Annotated in this window: 21 protein-coding genes; 2 read left to right on the top strand and 19 right to left on the bottom strand. The window is 65.9% G+C overall.

What is annotated here, in order from left to right:
- The 12 genes from hemE to C3B44_RS01385 all read right to left on the bottom strand — a co-directional run bounded on the left by hemE (window position 1) and on the right by C3B44_RS01385 (window position 15,035).
- Window positions 1-1,059, bottom strand: coding sequence for a uroporphyrinogen decarboxylase (hemE, locus tag C3B44_RS01440; RefSeq protein WP_108430790.1), 1,059 nt, complete (start codon window positions 1,057-1,059; stop codon window positions 1-3).
- A gap of 758 nt (window positions 1,060-1,817) precedes the next feature.
- The gene (locus tag C3B44_RS01435) at window positions 1,818-4,427 is read right to left on the bottom strand and encodes a heavy metal translocating P-type ATPase (protein WP_108430789.1); all 2,610 of its coding nucleotides are present in this window, start codon (window positions 4,425-4,427) and stop codon (window positions 1,818-1,820) included.
- A 40-nt stretch (window positions 4,428-4,467) separates the two neighbouring features.
- Window positions 4,468-4,944 (bottom strand): hypothetical protein, encoded by a 477-nt coding sequence (locus tag C3B44_RS01430; RefSeq protein WP_108430788.1) that lies wholly within the window; start codon window positions 4,942-4,944, stop codon window positions 4,468-4,470.
- A gap of 15 nt (window positions 4,945-4,959) precedes the next feature.
- Complete coding sequence (locus C3B44_RS01425; RefSeq protein ID WP_108430787.1) at window positions 4,960-5,505, bottom strand: hypothetical protein; 546 nt, start codon at window positions 5,503-5,505, stop codon at window positions 4,960-4,962.
- Between the two features lie 29 nt (window positions 5,506-5,534).
- A complete protein-coding gene (hemB, locus tag C3B44_RS01420) occupies window positions 5,535-6,530 on the bottom strand; it encodes a porphobilinogen synthase (RefSeq protein WP_268876410.1) in 996 nt (331 codons plus the stop codon).
- A gap of 163 nt (window positions 6,531-6,693) precedes the next feature.
- The gene (locus C3B44_RS01415) at window positions 6,694-8,439 is read right to left on the bottom strand and encodes a bifunctional uroporphyrinogen-III C-methyltransferase/uroporphyrinogen-III synthase (protein ID WP_108430786.1); all 1,746 of its coding nucleotides are present in this window, start codon (window positions 8,437-8,439) and stop codon (window positions 6,694-6,696) included.
- Between the two features lie 212 nt (window positions 8,440-8,651).
- A complete protein-coding gene (locus tag C3B44_RS01410) occupies window positions 8,652-11,579 on the bottom strand; it encodes a DEAD/DEAH box helicase (protein ID WP_108430785.1) in 2,928 nt (975 codons plus the stop codon).
- Window positions 11,576-11,974, bottom strand: coding sequence for a (deoxy)nucleoside triphosphate pyrophosphohydrolase (locus tag C3B44_RS01405; RefSeq protein ID WP_108430784.1), 399 nt, complete (start codon window positions 11,972-11,974; stop codon window positions 11,576-11,578). Before C3B44_RS01405 ends, C3B44_RS01410 begins: the two co-directional genes overlap by 4 nt.
- Window positions 11,975-11,982: 8 nt before the next feature.
- Entirely contained in the window at window positions 11,983-12,354 is a 372-nt protein-coding gene (locus tag C3B44_RS01400) for a hypothetical protein (RefSeq protein WP_108430783.1), read from the bottom strand.
- A 5-nt stretch (window positions 12,355-12,359) separates the two neighbouring features.
- Entirely contained in the window at window positions 12,360-13,244 is an 885-nt protein-coding gene (hemC, locus tag C3B44_RS01395) for a hydroxymethylbilane synthase (protein WP_108432510.1), read from the bottom strand.
- A gap of 20 nt (window positions 13,245-13,264) precedes the next feature.
- Window positions 13,265-14,647, bottom strand: coding sequence for a glutamyl-tRNA reductase (locus C3B44_RS01390; protein WP_108430782.1), 1,383 nt, complete (start codon window positions 14,645-14,647; stop codon window positions 13,265-13,267).
- 112 nt (window positions 14,648-14,759) lie between these two features.
- Window positions 14,760-15,035 carry a glutaredoxin family protein gene (locus C3B44_RS01385; RefSeq protein WP_108430781.1) on the bottom strand — a complete coding sequence of 92 codons (276 nt, stop codon included), beginning with the start codon at window positions 15,033-15,035 and terminating at the stop codon, window positions 14,760-14,762.
- A 160-nt stretch (window positions 15,036-15,195) separates the two neighbouring features.
- Between C3B44_RS01385 and C3B44_RS01380 the strand changes: the two genes are divergently transcribed.
- The gene (locus tag C3B44_RS01380) at window positions 15,196-16,260 is read left to right on the top strand and encodes an HAD family hydrolase (RefSeq protein WP_108430780.1); all 1,065 of its coding nucleotides are present in this window, start codon (window positions 15,196-15,198) and stop codon (window positions 16,258-16,260) included.
- Between the two features lie 50 nt (window positions 16,261-16,310).
- Here C3B44_RS01380 and C3B44_RS01375 read toward each other — a convergent pair whose 3' ends face one another.
- The 5 genes from C3B44_RS01375 to C3B44_RS01355 form a co-directional block, all read right to left on the bottom strand.
- Window positions 16,311-16,412 carry a 30S ribosomal protein bS22 gene (locus tag C3B44_RS01375; protein WP_003855542.1) on the bottom strand — a complete coding sequence of 34 codons (102 nt, stop codon included), beginning with the start codon at window positions 16,410-16,412 and terminating at the stop codon, window positions 16,311-16,313.
- Window positions 16,413-16,601: 189 nt separating this feature from the next.
- On the bottom strand, window positions 16,602-16,793 hold the full coding sequence (locus tag C3B44_RS01370; RefSeq protein ID WP_108430779.1) for a helix-turn-helix domain-containing protein: 192 nt from the start codon (window positions 16,791-16,793) through the stop codon (window positions 16,602-16,604).
- Between the two features lie 204 nt (window positions 16,794-16,997).
- On the bottom strand, window positions 16,998-17,804 hold the full coding sequence (gene proC, locus C3B44_RS01365) for a pyrroline-5-carboxylate reductase (RefSeq protein WP_108430778.1): 807 nt from the start codon (window positions 17,802-17,804) through the stop codon (window positions 16,998-17,000).
- A 371-nt stretch (window positions 17,805-18,175) separates the two neighbouring features.
- Entirely contained in the window at window positions 18,176-19,051 is an 876-nt protein-coding gene (locus C3B44_RS01360) for a hypothetical protein (protein WP_108430777.1), read from the bottom strand.
- A gap of 14 nt (window positions 19,052-19,065) precedes the next feature.
- Window positions 19,066-20,004: a Ppx/GppA family phosphatase gene (locus C3B44_RS01355; protein ID WP_108430776.1), complete on the bottom strand. Its 939-nt coding sequence runs from the start codon at window positions 20,002-20,004 to the stop codon at window positions 19,066-19,068.
- A 34-nt stretch (window positions 20,005-20,038) separates the two neighbouring features.
- Here C3B44_RS01355 and C3B44_RS01350 point away from each other — a divergent pair, with 34 nt between their 5' ends.
- A complete protein-coding gene (locus C3B44_RS01350) occupies window positions 20,039-20,923 on the top strand; it encodes a DUF3109 family protein (RefSeq protein ID WP_108430775.1) in 885 nt (294 codons plus the stop codon).
- On the opposite strand, the gene C3B44_RS01345 is transcribed toward C3B44_RS01350, so the two are convergent.
- Window positions 20,905-21,603 (bottom strand): response regulator transcription factor, encoded by a 699-nt coding sequence (locus C3B44_RS01345; RefSeq protein ID WP_108430774.1) that lies wholly within the window; start codon window positions 21,601-21,603, stop codon window positions 20,905-20,907. The two genes, C3B44_RS01350 and C3B44_RS01345, sit on opposite strands and share 19 nt — an antisense overlap.
- Window positions 21,600-22,772, bottom strand: coding sequence for a sensor histidine kinase (locus C3B44_RS01340; protein WP_108432509.1), 1,173 nt, complete (start codon window positions 22,770-22,772; stop codon window positions 21,600-21,602). Before C3B44_RS01340 ends, C3B44_RS01345 begins: the two co-directional genes overlap by 4 nt.
- Between the last annotated feature and the right edge of the window lie 17 nt (window positions 22,773-22,789).

The raw sequence follows: 22,789 nt of genomic DNA, 5'->3' as shown, positions 1-22,789 counted from the left end.
TCAGTCCTCCTCGTGAATGATCGCGACAGCGTCGGTCACGGCCTGCGCGTCCGTCGACGGCAACACCCCGTGGCCCAAGTTAAAGATGTGCTCGCGGGCATGCCCGGCGTCGATCGCCCGCCGCGCCTCGGAGCGGATGCGGCGCACCTGCTCGCGCACGGCGTCGTTGCCGGCGAACAGGAGCGCGGGATCGAGGTTGCCCTGCAGAACCTTCGCGCCGGCCTGCTCGTACACGCGCGCGGCAGCCTCATCGAGCGGTGTGCGCCAATCGACGCCAACGACCTCCGTGCCCGCGCTCGCCATATCCGGCAAGAGCTCCCCGGTGGCCACCCCGAAGTGGATGCGCGGGATCACGCCTTCGACCTCGGCGAGGATCTGGCGCGAATAAGGCTCCACGAACTCCCGGTAGTCGGCGGCATTGAGGAAGCCGGCCCACGAGTCGAAGAGCTGCATCGCGTCGATCCCGGCGTCGACCTGCGTTTTCAGGAACGAGGTGATGGTGGGCACGAGGCGGTTCATCAGGGCGTTCCAGGTCTCCGGCTCGGCGTGCATCATCGCCTTGGTGCGCTCGTGGTTCTTGCTCGGCCCACCCTCGATGAGGTAGCTGGCCAGCGTAAACGGCGCGCCCACGAAACCGATGAGCGCCTGGCGGTCGGTGAGCTCGTCGAGGATGATGCCGATACCCTCGGCGACCTCGTCCACGGTGTGGTCGAGGATCGGCAGCTTATCGACGTCCGCCCTCGTCCGCACCGGGTGCTCCACCACGGGGCCGGTTCCGGGGACGATCTCAACGTCGATGCCCGCCGCCCGGAAAGGCACCACGATGTCGGAAAACAAAATGGCGGCGTCCACATCGTGCCGACGCACCGGCTGCAGCGTAATCTCCGCCAGCATCTCCGGGCGGAAGCAGGAATCCAGCATGGTGACCCCCTCCCGCAGCTTGCGATACTCAGGAAGCGATCGGCCTGCCTGGCGCATGAACCACACCGGCGTGCGGCTCGGGGTCTTCCCCTGCGCGGCGTCCAGGATCGGGGCATCAGTCAACTCACGTCGGCTCATATCACCTGATTATGGTCCAAAAGTTGGATCAAACGCCAACGGGCGGTTGGGCGGGTCTGGGGTGCAGGGCGGTTCTGGGGTGTTGTGGGGCGTTGTGGCCATGTGGCGGTATCGCTTTCGTATACCTGGTCGAAAGGAGTCACTTCTTTCTATGAGGGTGAATTCGACCAGCGCTAGCGCGTCATGCCAGGGTGGGCTTAACGAACTGCGGGAGCCCTGCCGGAGAGGCTGGTGGGGCGGATAGTGCGCCTGGCCGGCGATGCTAGGCGCCTCGCCCTTCCGGGATCCGTGTTGCGCTAACGCTGGTCGAAATCACCCTTATAGAAAAGACTCTCACGCGGTCGAAATCAACACTCCTTTAGATGCTACTCCTTTCGACCAGCGATAGCGAGCTATGCGGATGCGGGGACTCAGGCCTGGTCGCGGTCAGTTCCGTGGGACCTGCGGGGCGTTCGAGCGCAAATGCTTGAAGGAAGAACCCTGAAGGATGCGCCCTACAAGCATCTTCCTTCAAGGGTTTGCACAGCAGCAACATCAAACTGCACCGAAAAGCAGACCTTCAAAACACCAGACACCCTAGCAGCCATACAACGCTACAGCTTCCGCACGCCTGATCGAAATCACCCCCACAGAAAGGAGTCCCGCGAGGTCGAAATCAACACTCCTTTAGATGCTACTCCTTTCGACCAGCGCTAGCGCAACATGAAACCACCAAACCACCAACCACCAACCCACAAGCCCCCAGAACGACAAAACCCCTACACCCTCCGGAACCGCCGGGCACTGCGGGAGCGCGCTTCGATCACCGCGGACGAGGCCACCATGAGGATGGTCGCCGCCATCGGGTTGAGCACGCCGGCGCAGGCTGCAGCGATCGCGAGGATGTTGTAGCCCCAGGAGAAGTAGATGTTGCCGTCGATGATGCGGCAGATCCGGCGGGCGTGAGCGATGAGTCGGGCGACCGCGCTGACCTCTTCGCGCAGCACAACCGCCCCGATGCCCAAGTGATCCCCGCCGCTGCCGAGTTCGAGAGCAGCAGTGGAGCCGTTGAGCACTCCGATGTCGGCGGCGGCCATAGTTTGGACGACCGTCGCGTCGCCGACCATCGCCACGGTTCGGCCTTGGGTGTGCACGCTGCGCACCACCCGCGGTTTCTGGCCCGGCGCGATCCCGGCCAGCACTTGGTCGACGCCGATGCGATCCGCGAGGCGCCGGGAGACCGGGTAGGCGTCGCGGGAGATCATGATCGTCTCGATGCCTTGGTCTTCGATGGCGTCGACGGCGTCGGTGGCGTCGTCGCGGACGGTGTCGAGAAGCGTGATCACTCCCCGGTCACTGCCCTGCCAGCTGACCACCAACGGGGTACCACCTGAGACTACGGCCGCGGCGATCCGCCCGGAGACCTCGGACATGGTGCGCGGTCGCCAGACGCGGACCTCGATCCGCCTTGATCCGCCCTCAGAAGACCTTCCCGAAGCCCCCGGCAGCTCCACCACACCGGTGAACGTGCCGTTGTCGTCGATCGCGATGCTGGTGGCCTCCAGCCAGCGGGGCAGGCAGTCGTCGTCGCCTGCGTCCCGGTCGCGGGAGATCCGGGCCGCGCGCACCACCGCCTGCGAGGCCGGGTGGTCGGATTCGACCATGAGCGCCGCCGCCACGCGCAGGATCAGCTCGGGGTTTTCGCCGTGCTCCACGGCGATGCTTTCCACACGCACGTCGTTGGTGGTCAGCGTGCCCAACCGGTTGAAGATCACCGTGTCCACGCTGTCGAGCGTCCGGATCGCCGAGCCGTCGCGCACCATCACCCCGTGCCGGGCGGCGGCCTCGATGCCGTGCCGGATCGCCAACGCCGGCGAGAGCGCCAGCGCCACCGGCGCGACCGAGGCGAGCACCGCCAGCGCCGTGGCGATCGAGGCGTTCAGGTTGCCGGTGATGAGATACCAGGTCAGAAAGTCGAGCATCGCGACCACGACGGCGGAAGGGATAAGGAAGGACGCGGTTTTGGTCGAGAGCATCGTCGCCCGGTTTTGGCGGTGGCTGGCTTCCTCGACCCAGCGGTGGATCGCCGCCATCCGCGTCTGGTGCCCGGTGCGCTCCACGCGCACCTTGATCCGGCCCTCGACGTTGCGGGTGCCCGCGTACACGTAGGTCCCCACCTTCGCGGTGCCGGTGGTTTCGTCGGCGGCGGCGACGAGGTTGGGCGCGGTGGTGCAGCTGCCGCCGATGACGGGGCCATCGACAGGAATGATCTGACCGGCCTTGACCACCACGTCGTCGCCGACGTTGATCTCGCCGAGTGGGAGCATCTCCGGCTCGCCGGCCGCGGCGTGGCGGTGGCCGGGTCGGCGCGAGCGGGTGACCTCGACCTCGAGGTTCGGATCCGGGCGCACGCGTTCCATCTGCGCGAGGAGGCTGGTGCGGGCGCGGATCGTTGCCAAGCGACCGGCCAGGAGCACCACCGTCATGACGCAGGCGACGTCGAGGAAGAGCTCACCTTCGATGACCCCGCGGTTGTCGAAAGCGAACCAGCTCGGCCGCGATGACCAGCCGGGCTCGCCGACGTCGGTAAGTAGCATCACCCCGGCCGACCAGAGCACCGCCAGCCAGATCGCCAGGGCGCTCGCGCCGTCTAAAGCGGTCAGCCCGCGGCGCACTCCCCCGGCGAGCGCGCGGGTGAAAGGCCACGCGGAGTAGGTCACCACGGGCACGCTGAAGGCGAGCGCCCACCACTGCCAGCCGTCAAACTGCCACTCCAGCACGTAGGACAGGGCGAGCACCGGCACCGTGCACACGACGGCGACGATCAGCCGCGCAACCGAGACGAGGGAGCGGGCGGTGTAGAGGACGTCGTCGTCGCCGTCGTCGACGTCGACGGGCCGCCGCGGCGCCTCGGAGAGGAAGCCGGCCCGGCGCAGGCGCTGCTGGGCGGCGTGTTCTTCCTCCGCGTGTCGACGCGTCGCCCACGACATATTCTTGCCCCGCACCTTACGGCCCTGCGCGGTGGGGTGTTCGGTGAGCTGGCGGCGGCGCAGGGAGGCGTCGGTAAGTACGGCGCTCACCCCGAAGCGCTCGAGGCACGCGGTGATGCGCGCGAGGTTCACCGTGGCGGGCGCGGTGAGATACGCCGTCGCCGAGGGGTGGATGATGCGGGCGCTGACGCCGTCGATGACTTCTAGAGCGTCCTCAATCTCGCCGACATCCGGCGCCTCGGGCAGCCCGGACAGCTCGAAGGTATAGGACCTACGGCTGGCCGGGTCATAGCCTTCGGGGGTGAAACCTGTGTGCAGGCCCGCTTCGACGGCGGCGGTGCGAGCGGCGTCGATGGCTGAGGAGACAGAGTCTGCGCCGTGGGCCTTGGGGCTGGGCATGGCCGTTGAGTGTACTCGCTTATGAGCCCGCACCGAAGGGCTAGTTACGCTCGCGGATGAATTCGTTCGCCGCCGGGCGGTAGAGGAACATCGCGGCGAAGGCGACGAAGGCGATGATCACGATCGCCGCCAGCCCTGCCACCGAGACGACGAAGCCGGCCAGGTTCAGCCCGCCGGCGAGAAACAACAGGACCGACAGCCAGCGGCGTGCCACCCGGCTGCCGCGGCGCAGGTAGGACGCGGCAACCGTCATGAAAAGCGCGAGCACGATGTTGCCGATGCCCACGACCCACTTGTTGGTCTGGAAGGTCTGAGCGATGTCCAGCGGGGCGTCGTCGAGGTTCGCGTACTGGAGGATGAACAGCCCGCTGACCAGCATGAGCACCGCGGCGACGAGCGTGAGGACGAACCCGTAGCGCAGCGCCTTCGGCCACGTGCCATCCGGGCTGCGCTCGTCCCGCCACTGGCGGTTGGGATCATTGCCGCCGCCGGTAAACGGGGTGGGAAACATCGTCATGGTCTCTGTCTCACTTTACTGTTTCTTGTCGTCGTCGGTGTCTTCGAGTTCACCGGTGTATTCGACTGTCTCACGCTGGTTCGCAAAAATCAGCCCGAGCACCGCGGCGACGGCGATGATCAGTTGCAGGGAGCCGTCGAGAAGAATGAGCGGCTCCGGCACGTGCGTCCCGGCCGGCTGGGCGGCGAAGACGAGAAGGCCGCGCAGCGCGAGGAACAGCGAGAAGACCATGAGCAGCCGGCGCCCGCCCCCAGCGAAGCGGTGTTTCTTCACGAACAGCCACAGCATCACCGCCAGCACCGTCACGATCGCCACGTTTAAAAGCCCCATCAGCAGAATCGAGGCCGTGACGGTGAGGTCGACGGCCTGCTCGGCGTCGACGGGCAGCTGCTCCTCGGCGCCGGCGTCGCGGGCGGCGGCCTGCAGGTCGGCGGGGTCGATGAACCCCATGATCACCGACAGGATCTGGTGGAGAAGCTCTAAGCCTACGGCCGCCGCCCAGCAGGCGCTCGCCAGCAGGACGGATTCCGGCAGGTGTTTGCTGCGCACGGCAGTGCTCACGGTAGGTGGGGGCCTTTCTGTTGCGGGGCTTATCGACGTCGCAAAGCGCGCGCCGCCTCAATGGCAAAGTACGTCAGGATCTGATCCGCCCCGGCGCGCTTGATGGAGGTGAGGGATTCCATCATGACCTGATCGCGGTCAACCCAGCCCTGGGCGCCGGCGGCCTGGATCATCGCGTACTCGCCGGAGACCTGGTAGGCGGCGACCGGGACCGGGGAGGCCTCAGCAACGCCAGCGAGCACGTCGAGGTACGGCAGCGCGGGCTTGACCATGACGAAGTCCGCGCCTTCCTCGATATCGAGCTGCGCCTCCAGCAGCGACTCCCGGAAGTTAGCGGGATCCTGCTGGTAGGTGCGGCGATCGCCGGTCAGCGACGAGCCGACCGCCTCGCGGAAGGGCCCGTAGAAGGCGGAGGCGTACTTGGCGGAGTACGCCATGATGGACACGCGGCGGTGGCCGGCGGCGTCGAGCGCCTGGCGGATCGCGGCGACCTGGCCGTCCATCATGCCCGAGGGGCTGACGATGTGGGCGCCGGCCTCGGCCTGGGCGATGGCCATCTGCTGGTACAGGCCCAGAGTGCGGTCGTTGTCGACGTACTCGTTGCCCTGGCGGTCGTAGGTCAACGCGCCGCAGTGGCCGTGGTCGGTGAACTCGTCGAGGCAGGTATCCGCCATGATGACGAGGTCCTCGCCGAACTCGCGGCGCAGCTCGCGCAGGGCGACGTTGAGGATGCCGTCCGGGCGGAAGGACTGCGAGCCGATGCCGTCCTTGTCCTCCTCCCGGGGCACGCCGAAGAGGTCCACGCAGCGCACGCCGACCTCCAACGCGTTGGAGACCTCCGACTTCAGGCTGTCCATGGTGTGCTGATAGACCCCCGGCATCGAGGAGATCTCGCGGGGCTCTTCGATGCCGTCGGCGATGAACGCCGGCAGGATGAAGTCCGCGGGATCGAGGCGCGTTTCGCTGGTGAGTGCCCGCATGGCGGGCGTGATGCGCAGCCGGCGGGGGCGGCGCACCGGGGTCACAGGCTCGTAGTCCGGGGTCAGGGGCGACGAATCCGACACGATGGGCGGATCACTTCCTTCGCAGTAGCTCGGGATGATTAGGAGTGTGCCGGCACCGCGACCCGAATCAAGCGTCGCGATACCGCATCAGGTATTCAATGCTATCCGGTATCGCTGTGAGGTATCACGCGCTCTTCGATTTCCGCGTCGCAGACGAGCTCTGCGAGCTCTTGCGCCGGCTGCGGCGCTTCTTGCGCGGCGGCGGCAGCTGGCCGACGGCCCGCAGGTGCGCGACATGATCGGCCAGGGCATCGACGAGGTGCTCGACGTCGGCGATCTCGGGGACGACGTCAACGCGCAGACCCATCTCCTCGGCGGTGGCGGCGGCCATCGGGCCGATGCAGGCGATGATGGTGCGCTGGTGCGGCTTGCCGGCGATGCCGACGAGGTTCTTCACCGTCGACGAGGAGGTGAAGCACACCGCGTCGAAGCCACCGGATTTGATCATGTCGCGGGTCTCGGCCGGCGGCGGGGAGGCCCGCACGGTGCGGTAGGCGACGATGTCGTCGACCTCCCAGTCGAGGTCGGTGAGACCGTCGACAAGCACGTCGGTGGCGATGTCCGCACGCGGCAGAAGCACGCGCGAGACCGGGTCGATCTCCTCGACGTAGTTCGGGAAGACCTCCACCAGCCCGGCGGCGTTCTGCTTGGTGCGCGGAGGCAAAAGCTCCGGGGCCAGGCCGCGCTCCTTGATCGCCGCCGCCGTCTTCGTGCCGACGGCCGCCAGGTGCACCCCGGCGAAGGAGCGGGCATCTAAGCCGAGGGCGTCGATCTTGTCCCAGACCGCGTTGACCGCGTTGACGGAGGTGAACACGATCCACTGGTAGCGGCCCTCGATGATGCCCTTGATCGCGCGGTCCATCTGCGCGGGGTTGCGCGGCGGCTCGACGGAGATCGTCGGCACGGACTGCGGGATCGCGCCGTGGGTGGCCAGGCGCGCGCTCATCGAGGCGGCCTGGTTCTTCGGGCGCGGCACAAGCACGCGCCAGCCATACAACGGTCGGTTTTCCCACCAGGAGTACTTGGTGCGCTCATCCACGCTGGTGCCCAGGGTGACCACGAGCTGGCCATCCAGCTCGGCGTTGATCTTGCCGAGGGTGCCCAGGGTGGTGTCGTAGGTGCGCTGCAGGCGGGTCGTGCCGTTGACGGTCACGGAGGCGGGCGTGGCGGCGTCGATGCCTTCGGCCTGCAGCTTCTCGGCGATGGTGCCGAGCTCCTCGGCCGTGGCCTGCAGCACCAGCGGCTGCGGGGCGGCGGCCAGCTGCGCGAAGTCGACGTCGCGGTTCTTCAAGTCCGTGACATCGGCCTCGGTAAAGGTGGAGCCGAGCGCGATGCCGGCGAAAGACGGCACCGTCGACGGCAGCGACATCCCCGGCACGACCTGGAACTCCAGGCCGGCGGCGGCGACCGCCTCGATCTCCGCCTTGATCGACTCCCGGGTCAGCGGGTTGCCGGCGACCAGGCGCACGACCTGCGGGCCGGATTCCACGGAGGACTCGAGCTCGGCGGCCTCACTTAAGGCCTCGTTCAGCTGCGTGACGACGTCCGCCACCGCGCCTTCCGCTACGGGGCGCACATCGGCGGCGGTGGGAGGGGCGGGACGCGCCGGTTTCCGACGAGCCCCCGCCTCCTTAGCCTCAGCGCACATGCGCTTATACTCCTCGTCCGCGGCGTCGAGGAGGTCCTGGGGCACGGGCAGCCTCTCGGCAACCACCTCGCGCACGCCGCTGGACACCTCGTCGTCGACAACCGCGATGGCCGTCGTGGACAACACCTCACGGGCGCGCACAGTCAGCAGGTCGGGGTTGCCCGGTCCGGCGCCGACGAAGACGATGGTCCCCGGCTGGGGAGTCGAAGGAGCCTGGGTCATACGGTTCTTTTCTACGTTGGAAGCGGGGCACTGACAGCTATCATGAAAAATTCACGACAATGTGGTTGTACAGGGCTAATCCCCTTAGGGGGACCTGTGTCAACTCAGCAAAACTGTCGTGTGGTATCCACCACCATAAAGCAGGGGTAGCCAGAATGAAAAACGTCGCGGGTGACAGCGGGTGATGGGGTGCGGTTTTCGCTGGGAATCCGCTAGGAATCCGCGTCTACGACCCCGGTGTCGACGAGGTAGCGATACAGCCCCAGCTCCACCGGAGAGTCGAGTTCCAAGTTCATCGTGACCACATCATGTTCGCGGCCCCCCTCGCCGCGCATCGTCGTCTGCTCAGGGTCTTTGCTCTCCGCTTCTCCCAGGTAGAAGAAGTCCGTGCCTTCCGCGTCGCTCTTTTTCACGAACAGATGCAAGGCTACCTCGCCGCCTAAAATCGGCTGCAACTCGTTGCTCTCGAGAGTGCGGCCGCTGCGGGAATACCAGTTCATCACGCTCGGGCTGACGAAGGAGTCGAGGTAGCGCGTGCTCGCCGGGACGTCCGGGTGCTTGTCGTAGGTGACGAAGATCGGACACGTACTCGTCGCCTTATCCACCTTGTAGCCGTACATCGTGGATTCCTCGTTCCTGTCCCACAGCAGCAGGCGGCAGACATCTTTGCGGCTATAGCGATTGCCCACCAAAAGCTCGCCGCGCCACGAGTGCTCGGCCTGGGTGAGGAACAAAGAGGTATCGACGATGTCATCCACGTGGGCACGGAAGGACTGGGAGGTATAGGCCCGATCATCACTGGCGGCATAAGCGAAGTAGAGCCCGGCGAACTCGGGGTCCAAAGAGATGACGTCGCCTTTGATGCGGATGATCGCGATATCGCCGGGTGCTTTGCGGCGGCGCGTACTGAAAAACTCCAGCGTGAGCATCCTTTCCACCGAGGATAAAACCTCCGGGTTGGCGGCGGTGTCGGCGTCGTCGAGAAGCTGGGAGAACTCCTCCCGGGTGATCTCGCGGTCGGTGAGCAGTTTCTGCAGCAGCAGAGCTTCGTGCGGGCGCAGTCCGTTGAGGATCTCGGAGGATAAGAACTTCAGATAGCGGGCTTCCTGTGGGCTCGGGCCGCGCTCGACGAAACGCAGCGAGTGCAGCAGGCTCCAGTAGTCGTTGTACTTGCTGCCTATAACGAAGGGGTCGACGGTGTCGAAGCGGGCGAAGTCGCGCAAGCACGGGATCTGGCCCAAGCGTTGTTCGAGCTGAGCGATCATCTTCTTGAACTCGCGTTTGCCGTCCAGGCGGGCCTTGGCCAGCGAGGTCAGGATGCGCTCCTGGGAGATGCGGTCGAAGTTGATGCTCGAGGTGCCCAGCTCGACGCCCTTCGTCTCCGAGCTGACGATCTTTTCGCGCAGGCTGTCCTTGTTGGCCGAATTATCCCCGGTCAGCGCTATGGGAATGAGGTAGTTGTTGGCGTAGTTGCCAATGAAGTCGATCACCCGGAGGTGGTCTTTGCCCTCGGCTTTGCGCAGTCCCCGGCCGAGTTGTTGGGTGAAAATGATGCTCGACTCCGTGGCACGCAGCATGACGATCTGGTTGAGCACCGGAATATCGATACCTTCGTTGAAGATGTCGACGGTGAGGATGTAATCCAGCTCTCCTTCCGCCAGGCGGCGCACCGCCTCATCGCGCTTAGCCTGCGTATCCGCACCGGACAAGGCGACGGTGCGCAGCCGGCAGCCGTTCAGGCTGCGCTCGTTAAGTTTCTCCGATAAGAGCTGCGCCTCGCGCGTCCGGCTGCAAAACATCAGCCCTTTGACTCCCCTCGGATAGCCGTAGACCCGCAGCATCTCCAGCAGGTAATCGACGCGTTCTGCCGATAACAGCTCATCGAGCGTCGAGTCGTCACGGGCGATCACTCCGCGGCTGTCCTCGAAGTCGGCGACTCCGTAGTAGTGGAAGGGCACGAGCATCTTGGAGCGCAAGGCGTCGTGGAGCCGGATCTCGTAGGGGACGTTGTAGTCGAAGAGCTCGTAGATGTTGAAGCCATCGGTGCGCTCCGGGGTGGCCGTGAGGCCGAGGAGGAACTCGGGTCGGAAGTGCTCGAGTAAGCGGCGGTAGCTATCGGCGCCGGCGCGGTGGACTTCGTCGATGATGATGTAGTCGAAGGCGCGTGGATCGATGCCGGGCAGGGTCTCCGGGCGCGCCAGCGACTGGTAGGAGGCGAAGACGTAGCGGGCGTCGATCTCCTTCTTGCCGCCAACGAACAGCCCGAAATCGTCGGGATCTGCCTGCAGCACCTTCTGGAACTCCTGCAACGCCTTCTGCAGGATCTGCTCACGGTGCACGATGAACAAGAGCCTGGCGGGATTCGCGTTGCGCACCGCGAGGGCAGCGAGAATAGTTTTGCCGGTACCGGTCGCTGAGATGATGACGGCTTTCTTCTCCCCCTCGTCGATGACGTGCTGCAACGCGTCGAGCGCCTCGGCCTGCATGCGGTTCGGCAGGATGCGCTCGCCCTCTGCTGTGGCCTCGACAACCCGACCATGGCGGGGGATGATGCTGCGCTGTTGGCGTAAGCGTTCGTAGTCGGCGATCCACTCGTCGGTTAGGGGCTGTGCCCGCTGACGTTGACGTCGGATGGCCGCGTGGAGTTGCTCCACAATCTCACCGTCGGGGAGGGCGGTAAAGCGGATGTTCCATTCCTGGTTCACCTTGAGCGCGCGATCGGTCAGGTTCGAACTGCCGACGATCGCGGTCAGCCCATCGGCCTGCTCGAAGAGGTAGCCCTTGGCGTGGAATCCCTCTTCCACCCCGTCATCCACGAGGACCTCGACGTTATCGAGGTTCAGCAGCTCGCGGAAGACGTCGGGTTCGTTGAAGTCGAGGTAGCGCGAGGTGATGATCGTGCCCTGCCCGGGGAACTCGTAGAGCGCCTGCTTGAGCATCGCTAACCCGGAGGAGGTGATGAACGCGACGGAGAAGATGAAACGCTCCGAGCGCGCCAGTTCCTTCTTCATCGCCCACAGCATCGTGTTGTCGGTCGTATTCGCAATCAGCTCCGGGTTATACAGCTGCTCTGCATTCACGCTGGCGTCGAGAAACCCGAACTCGATATCGCGCGCGATCGCGAGGGCGCGTTGATTCATCCGCCGAGCTTTTCTTCGATCAGCTGCACCGCGGGGACATCCGCCGGCGCCCAGTCGAGCCCGCGCAGTTCCGACGGGGCGAGCCAGCGCAGCTGGGAGTGCTCGGTCAGGCGGGGCTCACCGGAGACCAGCTCGCAGAAATACGTCGAGAGCACCACCGTGCCAAAGGGATAGTCATAGCTGGTGGTGGTAAGGAACTCGCCGACGGTAATCTCGCACAGCAGTTCCTCGTCGAGCTCTCTTATCAGCGCGCTTCGAGCGTCTTCGCCGGGCTCGATCTTTCCGCCGGGAAACTCCCACGACCCGGGCAGGCTCTGCTGCGCGCCGCGCTGCACGGCCAGGATCATGCCGTCGCGCACGATGACGGCTCCCACAACGTCAATCTTTTTCGCCACCGCTACCCCTACTCCCCCGCCGCCAGGTGGTCCTGGATCTGGCGGGCGTACGCGTCGGCGTGGCCGGTGGATAAAACGATGCGGTCAAAGGTCGCCCGGTTCAAGGTGAGCACCAGCCCGGGAAGGTGGCGGTGGCAGACCGCGAAGGTGCGGTGGCCTTCGGCGTCTTCGGTGGTCAGGGCGCCGGCGGCGGTCACGCCGGGAATGCGGGTGGAGTTCTCATAGCGGCCGTCGCCGAGCGCGGCGCCGGCGTCGGTAACCACGTCGACCCGCTCGACCGCACGCATGGGAATGGTCAGATGCGACCGGCGTACGGCCAGCTTCTCCCACCAGGACAGGTGCACGCGCACCCGGTCCGGGGAGATCTCGAGGCGGGCCATGGTGCTTAGCGCTCCATGACGTCGGCGGCGCCGTCGGCAAGCAATCTTTCGGCCAGGGCCGTGCCCAGCGCTTCGGGGTCCGTGCCGGTGTCTTCGGCGGTGAGCTGGGCGGAACCGTCGACGGCAAAGACGCCGGCGTGCAGGTGGATGCCCTCATCCATCTGGCGCGAGTACGCGGCCACCGGCGCGGTGCAGCCGGCCTCCAGGCGGGCGAGCACGAAGCGCTCGGCGCGGGCGCAGTCGGAGTCGGCGGCATCATAAAGCGTGTCGATAGCCGCGCGCCCGTAGTCATCGTCGGCGCGGGACTCGACGGCCAGCGCCCCCTGGGCCGGAGCCGGGTAGATCCGGGAGTTGTCGAAGACCTCGGTGGCGCGCTCGGCATAACCCGCGCGCACCAGACCCGCATACGCGAGGACGACGGCGTCGAGTTCCCCCTCGGTGACCTTGCCCATGCGGGTGTCGATATTGCCGCGCAGCGGACGAATATCCAGGTCCGGGCGGTGGGCGCGCAGCTGGGAGATACGCCGCGGCGCGGAGGTGCCCACCCGGGCGCCCTCCGGCAGGGTCTCAAGCGTCAGCCCGTCGCGGGCGATGAGCGCCTCGCGGTTATCTTCGCGGCTGGGCACGACGAGGTGGAAGCGCTCGTCCAAGGCTGTGGGCAGGTCCTTAAAGGAGTGCACCGCCAGGTCGCATTCGCCGCTGGCCATCGCCTCGCGCAGCGCCTGGGTGAACACGCCGACCCCGATGCGCTCGACCGGGGCCATGTTGACGTCTCCGGCGGTGGTGATGATCTTCAGCTCGGCGGGGTAGCCGGCCTCAATCAGCGCGTCGCGGACGTGGCCCGCCTGGGTGGTGGCGAGCTTCGACCCACGCGTACCGACCTTCAGGATGCGATCCGGGGCATTCGGGCTCATTGAGATTCGGTGTCCTTTCCGTCCTCTGGGGTGGCGATCGCCGGGCACTGCGCCGCCAGGTCCGACTCGGGCAGCTCGGTGGCATCGACCGCGACCGCCCGCGCCGGCGCCGCATCGAGGCCGAAGAGCTGCTGCAGCGCGGTCTCGTAGCTGAGGCTGCCGGACTCGGCGGCGAGTCGCTTGGCTTGCACGGTGGGCTCATGCAGCAGCTTATCGACGACCCGCTTCACCGTCCGCGTAATCTCCGTGAACTCGGTGTCATCGACCTCGGGCAGGCGCCCGCGCAGGCGGTCTAGCTCGGAATCCGCAATCCGGGCCGCCCCCTTGCGCAGGGCTGTCACCGCTGGGGCGACGTCGCGCACGCGCTGCTCGGAGGAATACGCCCCGAGCTCCTCGGAGACGATGTCCTGGGCCTGCAGGTGGGCCGTCGAGCTGGAATCGCGCGAGGTCACGGACTTGTGCAGCGATTCGATGTTGACCAGGTGCACGCCGTCTATTTCTCCGGCGGCGTCTTCGATATCGCGTGGCAGCGAGAGATCGACGAGCATGAGCTTCTCGCGGAGCTTTTCCGGAATATCGGCCACGGTGATGGTGAAGTCCTCGGCGCCGGTGGCGGAGACCGCAATGTCGACGTCGCCGAGATGGCCGACGGCCTCGGACAGCGGGATGCCCTCGGCGGGGATGCCGGCCTCACGGGAGTGCGCGGCCAAGCGGTGGGCGCGCTCGACGGTGCGGTTGGCGACGATAATCTTCTCCACCCCTAGGCGCCCCATGTGCGTCGCCGCCAGCGAGGCCATCGCCCCGGCGCCGATGACCAGGGCCGTGCGCCCGCTGAGGTCCTCGCGCTGCAAGTGCCCCAGCGCCTGTTCGAAGGCGACGGTGACCATGGAGGCGCCGGCGTCGTCGATACCCGTTTCCGAATGCACCCGCTTGCCGGTGCGCAGCGCCGACTGCGAGACCGCATGCAAGCCGGGGCCGACGGTGCCGCGCTCCGAGGCGTTCTGATAGGCGGCGCGCACCTGGCCGATGATCTGCTGCTCGCCGACCACCATCGAATCCAGGCCCGAGGCCACCACCATCATGTGCTCGGCGGCGGCGTCGGCGTAGCGGACATAGAGGTAGCTGCGCAGGGTCTCCGAATCGATGCCGGAGAGCGCGGTGAGCTCCTCGACGATGTCACGCACCCCGGCGTGGAAGGAGTTGGTGACGGTGTAGATCTCCATGCGGTTGCAGGTGGAGATGATCATCGCCTCCGAGAGCGACTCCCGCGCGATCAGCCTCGATGACGCGTCCTCCTGCACCGCAGCGTCCATGCTCAGCCGCTCCAGGAGCGCGACCGGCGCGGACCGGTGCGACATGCCGACGACCAGAACACTCACAAACGTCCTCCAGGATGGATGGCGAAAAATTCAATCAAAAGGATACCCCCGCTAGCAGCCCACTCCCCAACCGGGGCTATCGAAAGCGCTACTCTCATAAGTTAGGTATGGCTTAGATCGCGAGCTCAGCGGCCAACTCTTCGTTGTCCACCTCCCAGCAGGCGAACTCCTCATCGTCGATCACCACCACCGGCACGCGGTCGCCGAACTCGGCGGCGAGGTTCTCCCCGGCGTAGGCGGCGGGCGGCTTATCGACGTCAATAACCTCCATCCGCGCCCCCGCCTGCGCGATCACCGGCGTGATCTGCCGACGCACCCGCTCACACGAGCCGCAGGTGGCCCGCACCATCAGCTGCACGGTCTTGGTTTCCGGCGTGGTGTCCGCCATGGACGTCTGCCTCCTTGTGGCTCCTCGATCACCCCGACTGCAGGTGAAAGGACAGCCGGATCGCATGCGAACTACGATGGTTTCACCATAGTCCGCCGCTAAGGCCCGGCGGGGCATTTTGCCCGCCGAACGCCAAGAAACAACCCGCGAAAGAGCAAGGATGACCGTGAGCCCGGATCCCGCGCAGCCCCCGCAGTTCCCGTCGAACGCGCGCGATTTCCTGTCCCACTGGACCGCCTCGAGGGGCAACATCCGCAGCTTCGTCGAGGACTACGCCGCTCCCCCGCTCGGCGAGAAACCGCAGCGAGAAGCCGGTAAAGCCGCCGCGGAGGCCGCCGTCGCCGAGCTCTTCGGCATCGACATCGACGAATACGTCGCCGGCGCCGACTCCGTCCACGGCGCCCGCGAGGCCGCCGGCGCCAGCCGCCTGACCACCCCCGATCCGGACATCCCGGTCGATCCCGGCGCGGCCGCGTTTTTCGACGTCGACAACACCCTCATCCAAGGCTCTTCCCTGGTCCAGCTCGCGATGGGCCTGACCCGCCAGAAGTTCTTCCGGCTGCGCGACATCGCCCCCATGGTCTACAAGCAGGCCAAATTCCGGCTGATCGGCGCGGAAAGCTCCCACGACATCACCGCCGGACGCCAGCAGGCCCTCGAGTTCATCCGGGGCCGGCGGGTCGATGAGTTGACGGAGTTGGGGCGCGAGATCGTCGATAAGCGCATGATTGCCAAGCTCTACTCCGGCACGCGCGATCTCGCCCAGATGCATATCGACGCCGGCCAGCAAGTCTGGCTCGTCACCGCCACGCCGGTGCAACTCGCCCAGATCCTGGCAGAGCGCCTCGGGTTCACCGGCGCGCTCGGCACGGTGCCCGAGCAGGTCGACGGTGTCTTCACCGGTCGGCTGGTCGGCGACATCCTGCACGGCCCCGGCAAGAAGCACGCCGTGGCGGCGCTGTCGTCGCTGGAGGGGCTGGACCTGTCGCGGTGCACCGCGTATTCGGATTCCTCCAACGACATCCCGATGCTGTCCATGGTGGGCACCGCCGTGGCGATCAACCCGGACCGGGCTCTGAAGAAGGAGGCCCTACGGCGAGGCTGGATCGTGCGCGACTACCGCAGCGTGCGCCGCGCCGTGCGCACCTACGGGCTACCAGCGCTCGCGACCGCGGGGATCTCGCTGGCGAGTTTAAAACTGCGGCGGGCGCGAAGGCGCCGTTGATACGCAAGACGCCACCTCCTCAAGGGGAGGTGGCGTGGTTGTGAGAGGGCTTACTTGCCCAGCTTGCGGCGCTGAACGCGGGTGCGGCGCAGCATCTTGCGGTGCTTCTTCTTGGACATGCGCTTGCGGCGCTTCTTGATGACAGAACCCATATCGGTTTCCTCACTTTGCTTTCTTTGATACGTACCAACCTGCCGGCCTAGGTCTCGGCGTTCTCCAGCGGTGCACTCGCGAGAGGCGAACCCAAGCGACCGGCACGAATGCGTACCAGCATACCGGCGGCCCGCGGGCGCTCCAAACACCCGCGGGCCGCTAGCACCACCTTGACGGCGTAGCGGTTGCTACCCGACGTCGTAGAAGGAGTTATCGAGGTACTCGTTAACAGCCTTCTCCTGGACACGGAAGGAACGGCCCACGCGCACCGCCGGCAGCTCACCGGAGTGCACCAGGCGGTACACTGTCATCTTAGAGACGCGCATGATCTCAGCGACCTCTGCGACGGTCAGGAACGTTCCCATCTCTTCGTTAGCCATAATTATCTACCCTTCAGCAAGTTACGCGCTGCAGGCTTCCCCTCCCGCAGGACGAACACGCACGTGCCTGAGCTAGCCTACCGGGAATCCTGTGACTAGTGCTACTCAAGTTTTCAAAAGTGTCTGAAAGTGTCTGAAATGACGCCTCGCACGTGCGCGAACGGCAGCGAGGCCGGAGGCATGCGACACCCCCGCCGGGGTGGATTAGCCGCCCAGCTCGTTCGAACGGCGGGCGCACGCCTCGACAGCGCGGAAGACGGCACCGCGGATGCCCGACTCCTCGAGCTCACGCAGGGCCGCCACCGTGGAGCCGCCGGGCGAGGAAATGTTGGCACGCAGAGTGGCGGGCTCGTCGTCACGCTGGCTGAGCAGGGCGCCGGCGCCGGCGACCGTGCTCTTCGCCAGCTTCAGTGCCAGATCGCGCGGGAGGCCGGCCTGGACGCCGGCGTCGATAAGCGCCTCCGTGAACAGGAAGTAGTACGCCGGTGCGGAGCCAGAGACGGCGACGACGGCGTCCATCTGATCCTCCTTGACGACGACCACGTCACCCACCGCACTCAACACCTCAGCGACCTCATCCATCTGCTGGTCGCTGACGTAGCGACCCGGCGTGCACGCATTCATGCCCGCCCCGACGATCATCGGGGTGTTCGCCATGATGCGGATGACCGGAGTGCCCGCCGAGACCGCCTCTTCCATGTCAGCGATCTTCACGCCCGCGGCCAGGGACGCCACGACCGTGGAATCATTCTTATCGATCGTATCCGCCAACTCAGACAGCACCGAAACCACCTGCGGCGGCTTCACACACACGAAGACATAATCCGCGCCGCTGACCGCGGCATGGTTGTCATCAGTGGTGCGGATGCCGTACTCGTTCTCGAGATACTTCGAACGCGACGGCGTGCGGTTGGTAGCGATAACGGACTTGGGATCATGGCCGGCAGCCACGAGACCCGAGATGAGAGCCTCGCCGATGTTGCCAGCGCCGATAATTGCGATAGTGCTCATGACCCCCGATGGTGCCAGAAAAGGGGTCAGGGTCGCAGGGTGGGCATGGGTACTGGGTTGGTTTTTGTGTGCGTCGGTGCTGGTCGGGGTGGCGATCGACGGCGGGAAATAATCTCTGTCACTTGGGGTGGGGTGGGGTTGTTGGTGGGTTGTTGGTGGGTTGTGGGGACGGTGGGGTTTGGATTTGAGTAACTACCGACGATCTTGGGGTTTGGGGGCCTGGAATTGGGGTTATCGTCGGTAGTTATTTAAATTTCCGGGATAAATCCGGCCGACACGGGCCCAAGATTTGAGTAACTACCCCGGAAACGACCGAAGACCCCACGATCGGACGGAGTGATCGTGGGGCCTTCGAAAAAGGGATCTACGAGCTAGAGCACGAGCGCGGCAGGTCCCAACGTGATGACGAGACCGACGAGCGCGGCCAGGGTCATGGACAAACCATCGCTGGCGGTGCGCAGTACCTTCACGGCACCGACCATGACCGCGGTGACGATCAGCGCGCACACCACCACGAGCCAGCTGCTCACGTTCGCCCACAGCTGCTGGAATCCGAGGAAGATGGCCACGCCGATGACGATCCCCAGCAGCGCCAGGCCCAACACCGCGGCAATGTTGAGGCCGGAGTCGTCGTCGGAGTCATCGGAATCGTCGGCCGCGGCGACGTCCTCGGCAGGGCGCTCGGCCGGGGTGCGATCCGGGGTCTTCTGCTCGTCGACGGCAGACGCCTTAGTCGAGCCAGCCACACCGGCACCCGCAGCCGCCTGCGAAGAACGCTCCGCGTCCTCGAGCTCGTCGACGTGGTCGACCCGCGGCATCACGCCGGTCTCGGCGGGCTGCGGGGCAGGCTTCTTTTCAGGCTTCTTCTCCGCCTTCTTCTCAGCCGGGGCGGTGTCGTCCACCTTGTTGATGACACCAGTATCCTCATCCGACAGGCCCTTGCGCTCTTCGGCTTTCTCAGAGTCCTGCTTCGGCTCCGAAGCCTCCGAAACCTCCGCCGACTCCGAGCCAGAATCAGCCTCCGCCTCCTCGGCCGGCGCGTCGATCGGAACGGACGAGTGCTTCGCCTCCTGCGGGGCAGCGTCGACGGCCTTGAAGGAGCCGGTGAGCTCTGCGACGGAGACTCCGCCTTCCTCGAGGCTGCGGCGACGGCGGCGCTTGGGCTGCTCCTCGTCCCCGCTGTCCGGGTTCTCTTGGCGGGCGCGAGCCAGAAGCTCCGCAACTGTCAGCTGTTTGTTCTCAGCCATGGTTCGTGCCGTCCTTACTTCTCATTGTCCAGTCCCTTGTCGATGCGGCGCAGGATCACGCCCTCCCGCAGGGCCCAGGGGCAGATCTCCATGTTGTCGATCCCCAGTGCCCGCATGCTCGCCTCGGCCACGAGTGCGCCCGCGACGATCTGGTGGGAACGATCCGAGGATATCCCCTCCAGTTCCGCGCGGTCGGCAGCCGTCATCCGGGAGATGAACGCGATCAGCTGCCGCAGCCCGGGGGCCGTGAGCGTGCGCTTGACGTACGGTCCGGCTGAGCTCGGTGCGGAACCGGTCAGCCGGGCGAGGGTGCGGAAGGTTTTCGACGTTCCCACCGCGAGCCCGGGCTCTCCGTACATCTTGAACTTTCGGGCCGGTTCGACCAACTCGGCGTCGATGTAGTCGCGCAGTGCCTTGACGCGTTTGCGCTCCGGCGGGTCGGAGTCGAACCACTGGTGGGTTAACCGCCCGGCGCCCAGGTCGAGGGAGAGGGCGATGTCGGGGGTTTCGTCGGAGCCGGTGGACAGCTCCAGGGAGCCGCCCCCGATGTCGAGGTTGGTGATGCGTCCGGCGGACCACCCGTACCAGCGGCGCACGGCCAAAAACGTCAGGCGGGCCTCCTCCTCGCCGGAGAGCACCTCGAGGCGCACTCCGGTTTTCTTCTCGATGGCCTGGAGGACCTCCTGGGAGTTCGTCGCCGAGCGGATAGCCGAGGTGGCGAACGGGATGATCTCTTGGGCGCCGAGCTTATCGACGAGCTCCGCCGCCTCCGAGATCGCGTTGATGAGACGTTTTTGACCCTTCTCGTGGATCGCTCCCTTGTCGTCGAGCATCTCGACGAGCCGGAGGCTGGTCTTCCAGTCGCTCATGGGAGTGGGGTGCCCGCCGTTGCGGGCATCGACTGCCACGAGGTGAACAGTGTTGCTGCCCACGTCTAATACACCTAATCGCACATGTTCTAGGGTAGACGGTCTAGGTTGGTCTGGTGTGAATCACCCGCAATCTGGACCTACCCATCTAGGCTTTCCCGCCTTCTCGCCGGCGGGGAAATCGATCGCCGCCGGTCGTGAGCTCGCCCCGGATTTCCCGAGGGAGTGGTTCGAGTTCACCGACCCGGAGGATGCCGAGCACGTCTTCAGCATCGACTTGACCTGGATCGAGTCTTATTACACGTGCATGTTCGGCACCCAGAGCTGCCACGGGATCGACACGGAGCACCCGGCCATCGCCTGCTGTACCCACGGGGCGTTCCTCGCGGACGAGGAGGATCGCGATCAGCTCTACGACGCCGTCGCGGAGATGCCCGCGAAGTACTGGCAGCTGCGCCCGAAGGGCACCGACAAGTTCTTGGCCGACGCGATGGCCACCGACACCGAGCCCTGGCTCGAGTGGGACGAGCTGGATAAGGACGAGGGCGAGGCCGAACCCGCGCTGAAGACGAAGGTGGTCGACGGCGGCTGCGTCTTCGCCAACCGGGCGGGCTGGCCGAGTGGCACCGGCTGCGCGCTCCATCAGTGGGCGCTGGCGGAAGGGGGAGACATTACCGTCGTCAAGCCGGAGGTGTGCTGGCAGGTGCCGACGCGTCGGCACGAGGCGTGGGAGACCCGGAGTGACGACGTCGAGATCCTGCGGACCACCATCACCGAATACGACCGGCGGGCCTGGGGCAACGGCGGCGAGGACTTCCACTGGTGGTGCTCCTCGGCGCCGGGTTGCCACATCGCTGACGAGCCGGTGTGGGTCTCGCAGAAGGACGGGCTGATCGCGATGATGGGCGAGGCCGCCTACGAGGTGCTCGCCGAGCATTGCCGCAAGCGCGCCGAATACCCGCGGCTGAAGCACCCGGCGAGCGATCAGGCCTCAAACTTGTAACCGAGCCCGCGCACGGTGACCAGATGCCGCGGGCGTGAGGGCTCCTCCTCGACCTTGGAGCGCAGGCGCTTGACGTGGACGTCGAGGGTCTTGGTGTCGCCGACGTAGTCGGGCCCCCAGATGCGGTCGATGAGCTGACCGCGCGTGAGCACGCGCCCAGCGTTCGACAGCAGGTATTCGAGCAGGTCGAACTCCTTCAGCGGCATGGGCACCGGCTCGCCGTCGACAGTGACGGTATGCCTGCCGACGTCCATGCGCACCCGCCCGCCTTCGAGGATCTGCGAGTTCTCGACGTCGACGGCCTCCTCCTCGACCCCGGCGCCGCCGCGGCGCAGCACCGCCCGGATCCGCGCGATCAATTCGCGCGAAGAGTAAGGCTTGGTCACGTAGTCGTCGGCACCTAATTCGAGGCCGACGACCTTGTCGATCTCCGAGTCGCGCGCGGTGACCATGATGATCGGGACGTTCGACGTAGAGCGCATTTGCTTAGCGACGTCCGTGCCCGACATCCCCGGCAACATGAGATCCAAAAGCACCAGATCGGTACGCCCCTTCTCGAACTCCCTCAGGGCGCTAGGACCGTCGACGGCGGTGTCCACCTCGAAGCCCTCTTTGCGGAGCAGAAAGGCCAACGGGTCGGCCAGCGACTCCTCGTCCTCGACGATCAGAATGTTGGTCATGACGTTTTGTCCTTTCTGCGTGTCTTCACCCGGCTCACAGCTTTCCGGAGAGCACTGTCGCCGTCCTCCTCGACTTCCGCTTTCCGCTCTGGCTTCTCGGGCCAATGGATCGGAAGCTCGATGGTGAACGTCGACCCGGTGCCGGGTCGGGACCACAACTTGATGTTACCTCCATGGTTCGCCACCACATGTTTGACTATGGCTAGTCCAAGCCCGGTACCGCCCGTCGCCCGCGAGCGCGCGCGGTCGACGCGGTAGAAGCGCTCGAAGACGCGCTTCTGGTCCTCCGGGGCGATGCCGATGCCGCGGTCGGTGACGCGGATGTGCACCACGTCGTCGACCACCTTCTGCGAGACGGTCACCGGCAGGGCGTTCGGCGAGTAGTTAATGGCGTTCGAGATCAGGTTGCTCAGCGCCGTCACCAGCAGGGTCTTATCGCCGATGACCTGCAGGCCACCGGGTTTGCCGGCGGTCAGCTCGATGCCGGCGCTCTCTGCGTTGAGCTGGTTGCGGGCGATGGCCTCGTCGACCAGATCGTCGACGGCCACCGGCGCCATCTCCGGCAGCGCCTCGGCGCCCTGCAGCTTGGACAGCGAAATCAGCTCGGAGATCATGTCGCCCATGCGTTGGGATTCGTCGAGCAGCTTCTGCCCGAAATACTCGACGTGCTCGACGTCATCGACCGAATCGAGCAGCGCCTCCGCGAGCAGGCTCATCCCCCCAACGGGGGTCTTGAGCTCGTGGGAGACGTTCGCCACGAAGTCGCGGCGGGCGTTTTCCATGCGCACCGCTTCCGATTCGTCGGTGCCGTAGATGATGAGGAAGCGGTCGTCGACAAGCGTCAGCGGCTTGAGCAGGGCGCTGACGTGGGTGACCCGGTTGCCCGTGCGCCGGTGCGGCATGGAGAGCTCCAGCACGCGGGATTCTTTATCCTCGAAGACCTTCTGGGCGACCTCCCAGACCTCGGGGTTGATGGTGCGGTCGTGCACGATGGCCATGTCGTGCGCCCGCGAGTTCGACAGGATCACCCCGCCGGAGCGATCGACGACGGTCACCGCCGTCGGCGAGCCCTGGGTGACCAGGTGCAGCACCTGGCTGACGGTGGTGACCTGGTTGTCTTCGAACGTGGCGGTCGAGCGCATGCGGTCGATGCGTTCTTTGATGCGCATGCCTAACGGGAGCAGCA

This window comes from Corynebacterium yudongzhengii, from assembly GCF_003065405.1.
Lineage (GTDB): Bacteria > Actinomycetota > Actinomycetes > Mycobacteriales > Mycobacteriaceae > Corynebacterium > Corynebacterium yudongzhengii.
The sequence above is the reverse complement of the archived record's forward strand: the minus strand, read 5'-3'. Positions and strand labels throughout refer to the sequence as shown.

Excerpts from the sequence above, each read along its gene's own strand:
- C3B44_RS01435 (WP_108430789.1), bottom strand. The coding sequence starts at position 4,427 with ATGCCCAGCCCCAAGGCCCACGGCGCAGACTCTGTCTCCTCAGCCATC.
- C3B44_RS01410 (WP_108430785.1), bottom strand. The coding sequence starts at position 11,579 with ATGAATCAACGCGCCCTCGCGATCGCGCGCGATATCGAGTTCGGGTTT.
- C3B44_RS01370 (WP_108430779.1), bottom strand. The coding sequence starts at position 16,793 with ATGGCTAACGAAGAGATGGGAACGTTCCTGACCGTCGCAGAGGTCGCT.
- C3B44_RS01360 (WP_108430777.1), bottom strand. The coding sequence starts at position 19,051 with ATGGCTGAGAACAAACAGCTGACAGTTGCGGAGCTTCTGGCTCGCGCC.
- C3B44_RS01375 (WP_003855542.1), bottom strand. The coding sequence starts at position 16,412 with ATGGGTTCTGTCATCAAGAAGCGCCGCAAGCGCATGTCCAAGAAGAAG.
- C3B44_RS01415 (WP_108430786.1), bottom strand. The coding sequence starts at position 8,439 with ATGACCCAGGCTCCTTCGACTCCCCAGCCGGGGACCATCGTCTTCGTC.
- C3B44_RS01400 (WP_108430783.1), bottom strand. The coding sequence starts at position 12,354 with ATGGCCCGCCTCGAGATCTCCCCGGACCGGGTGCGCGTGCACCTGTCC.
- C3B44_RS01345 (WP_108430774.1), bottom strand. The coding sequence starts at position 21,603 with ATGACCAACATTCTGATCGTCGAGGACGAGGAGTCGCTGGCCGACCCG.
- C3B44_RS01380 (WP_108430780.1), top strand. The coding sequence starts at position 15,196 with ATGACCGTGAGCCCGGATCCCGCGCAGCCCCCGCAGTTCCCGTCGAAC.
- hemE (WP_108430790.1), bottom strand. The coding sequence starts at position 1,059 with ATGAGCCGACGTGAGTTGACTGATGCCCCGATCCTGGACGCCGCGCAG.
- C3B44_RS01385 (WP_108430781.1), bottom strand. The coding sequence starts at position 15,035 with ATGGCGGACACCACGCCGGAAACCAAGACCGTGCAGCTGATGGTGCGG.
- proC (WP_108430778.1), bottom strand. The coding sequence starts at position 17,804 with ATGAGCACTATCGCAATTATCGGCGCTGGCAACATCGGCGAGGCTCTC.
- C3B44_RS01340 (WP_108432509.1), bottom strand. The coding sequence starts at position 22,772 with ATGCGCATCAAAGAACGCATCGACCGCATGCGCTCGACCGCCACGTTC.
- C3B44_RS01430 (WP_108430788.1), bottom strand. The coding sequence starts at position 4,944 with ATGACGATGTTTCCCACCCCGTTTACCGGCGGCGGCAATGATCCCAAC.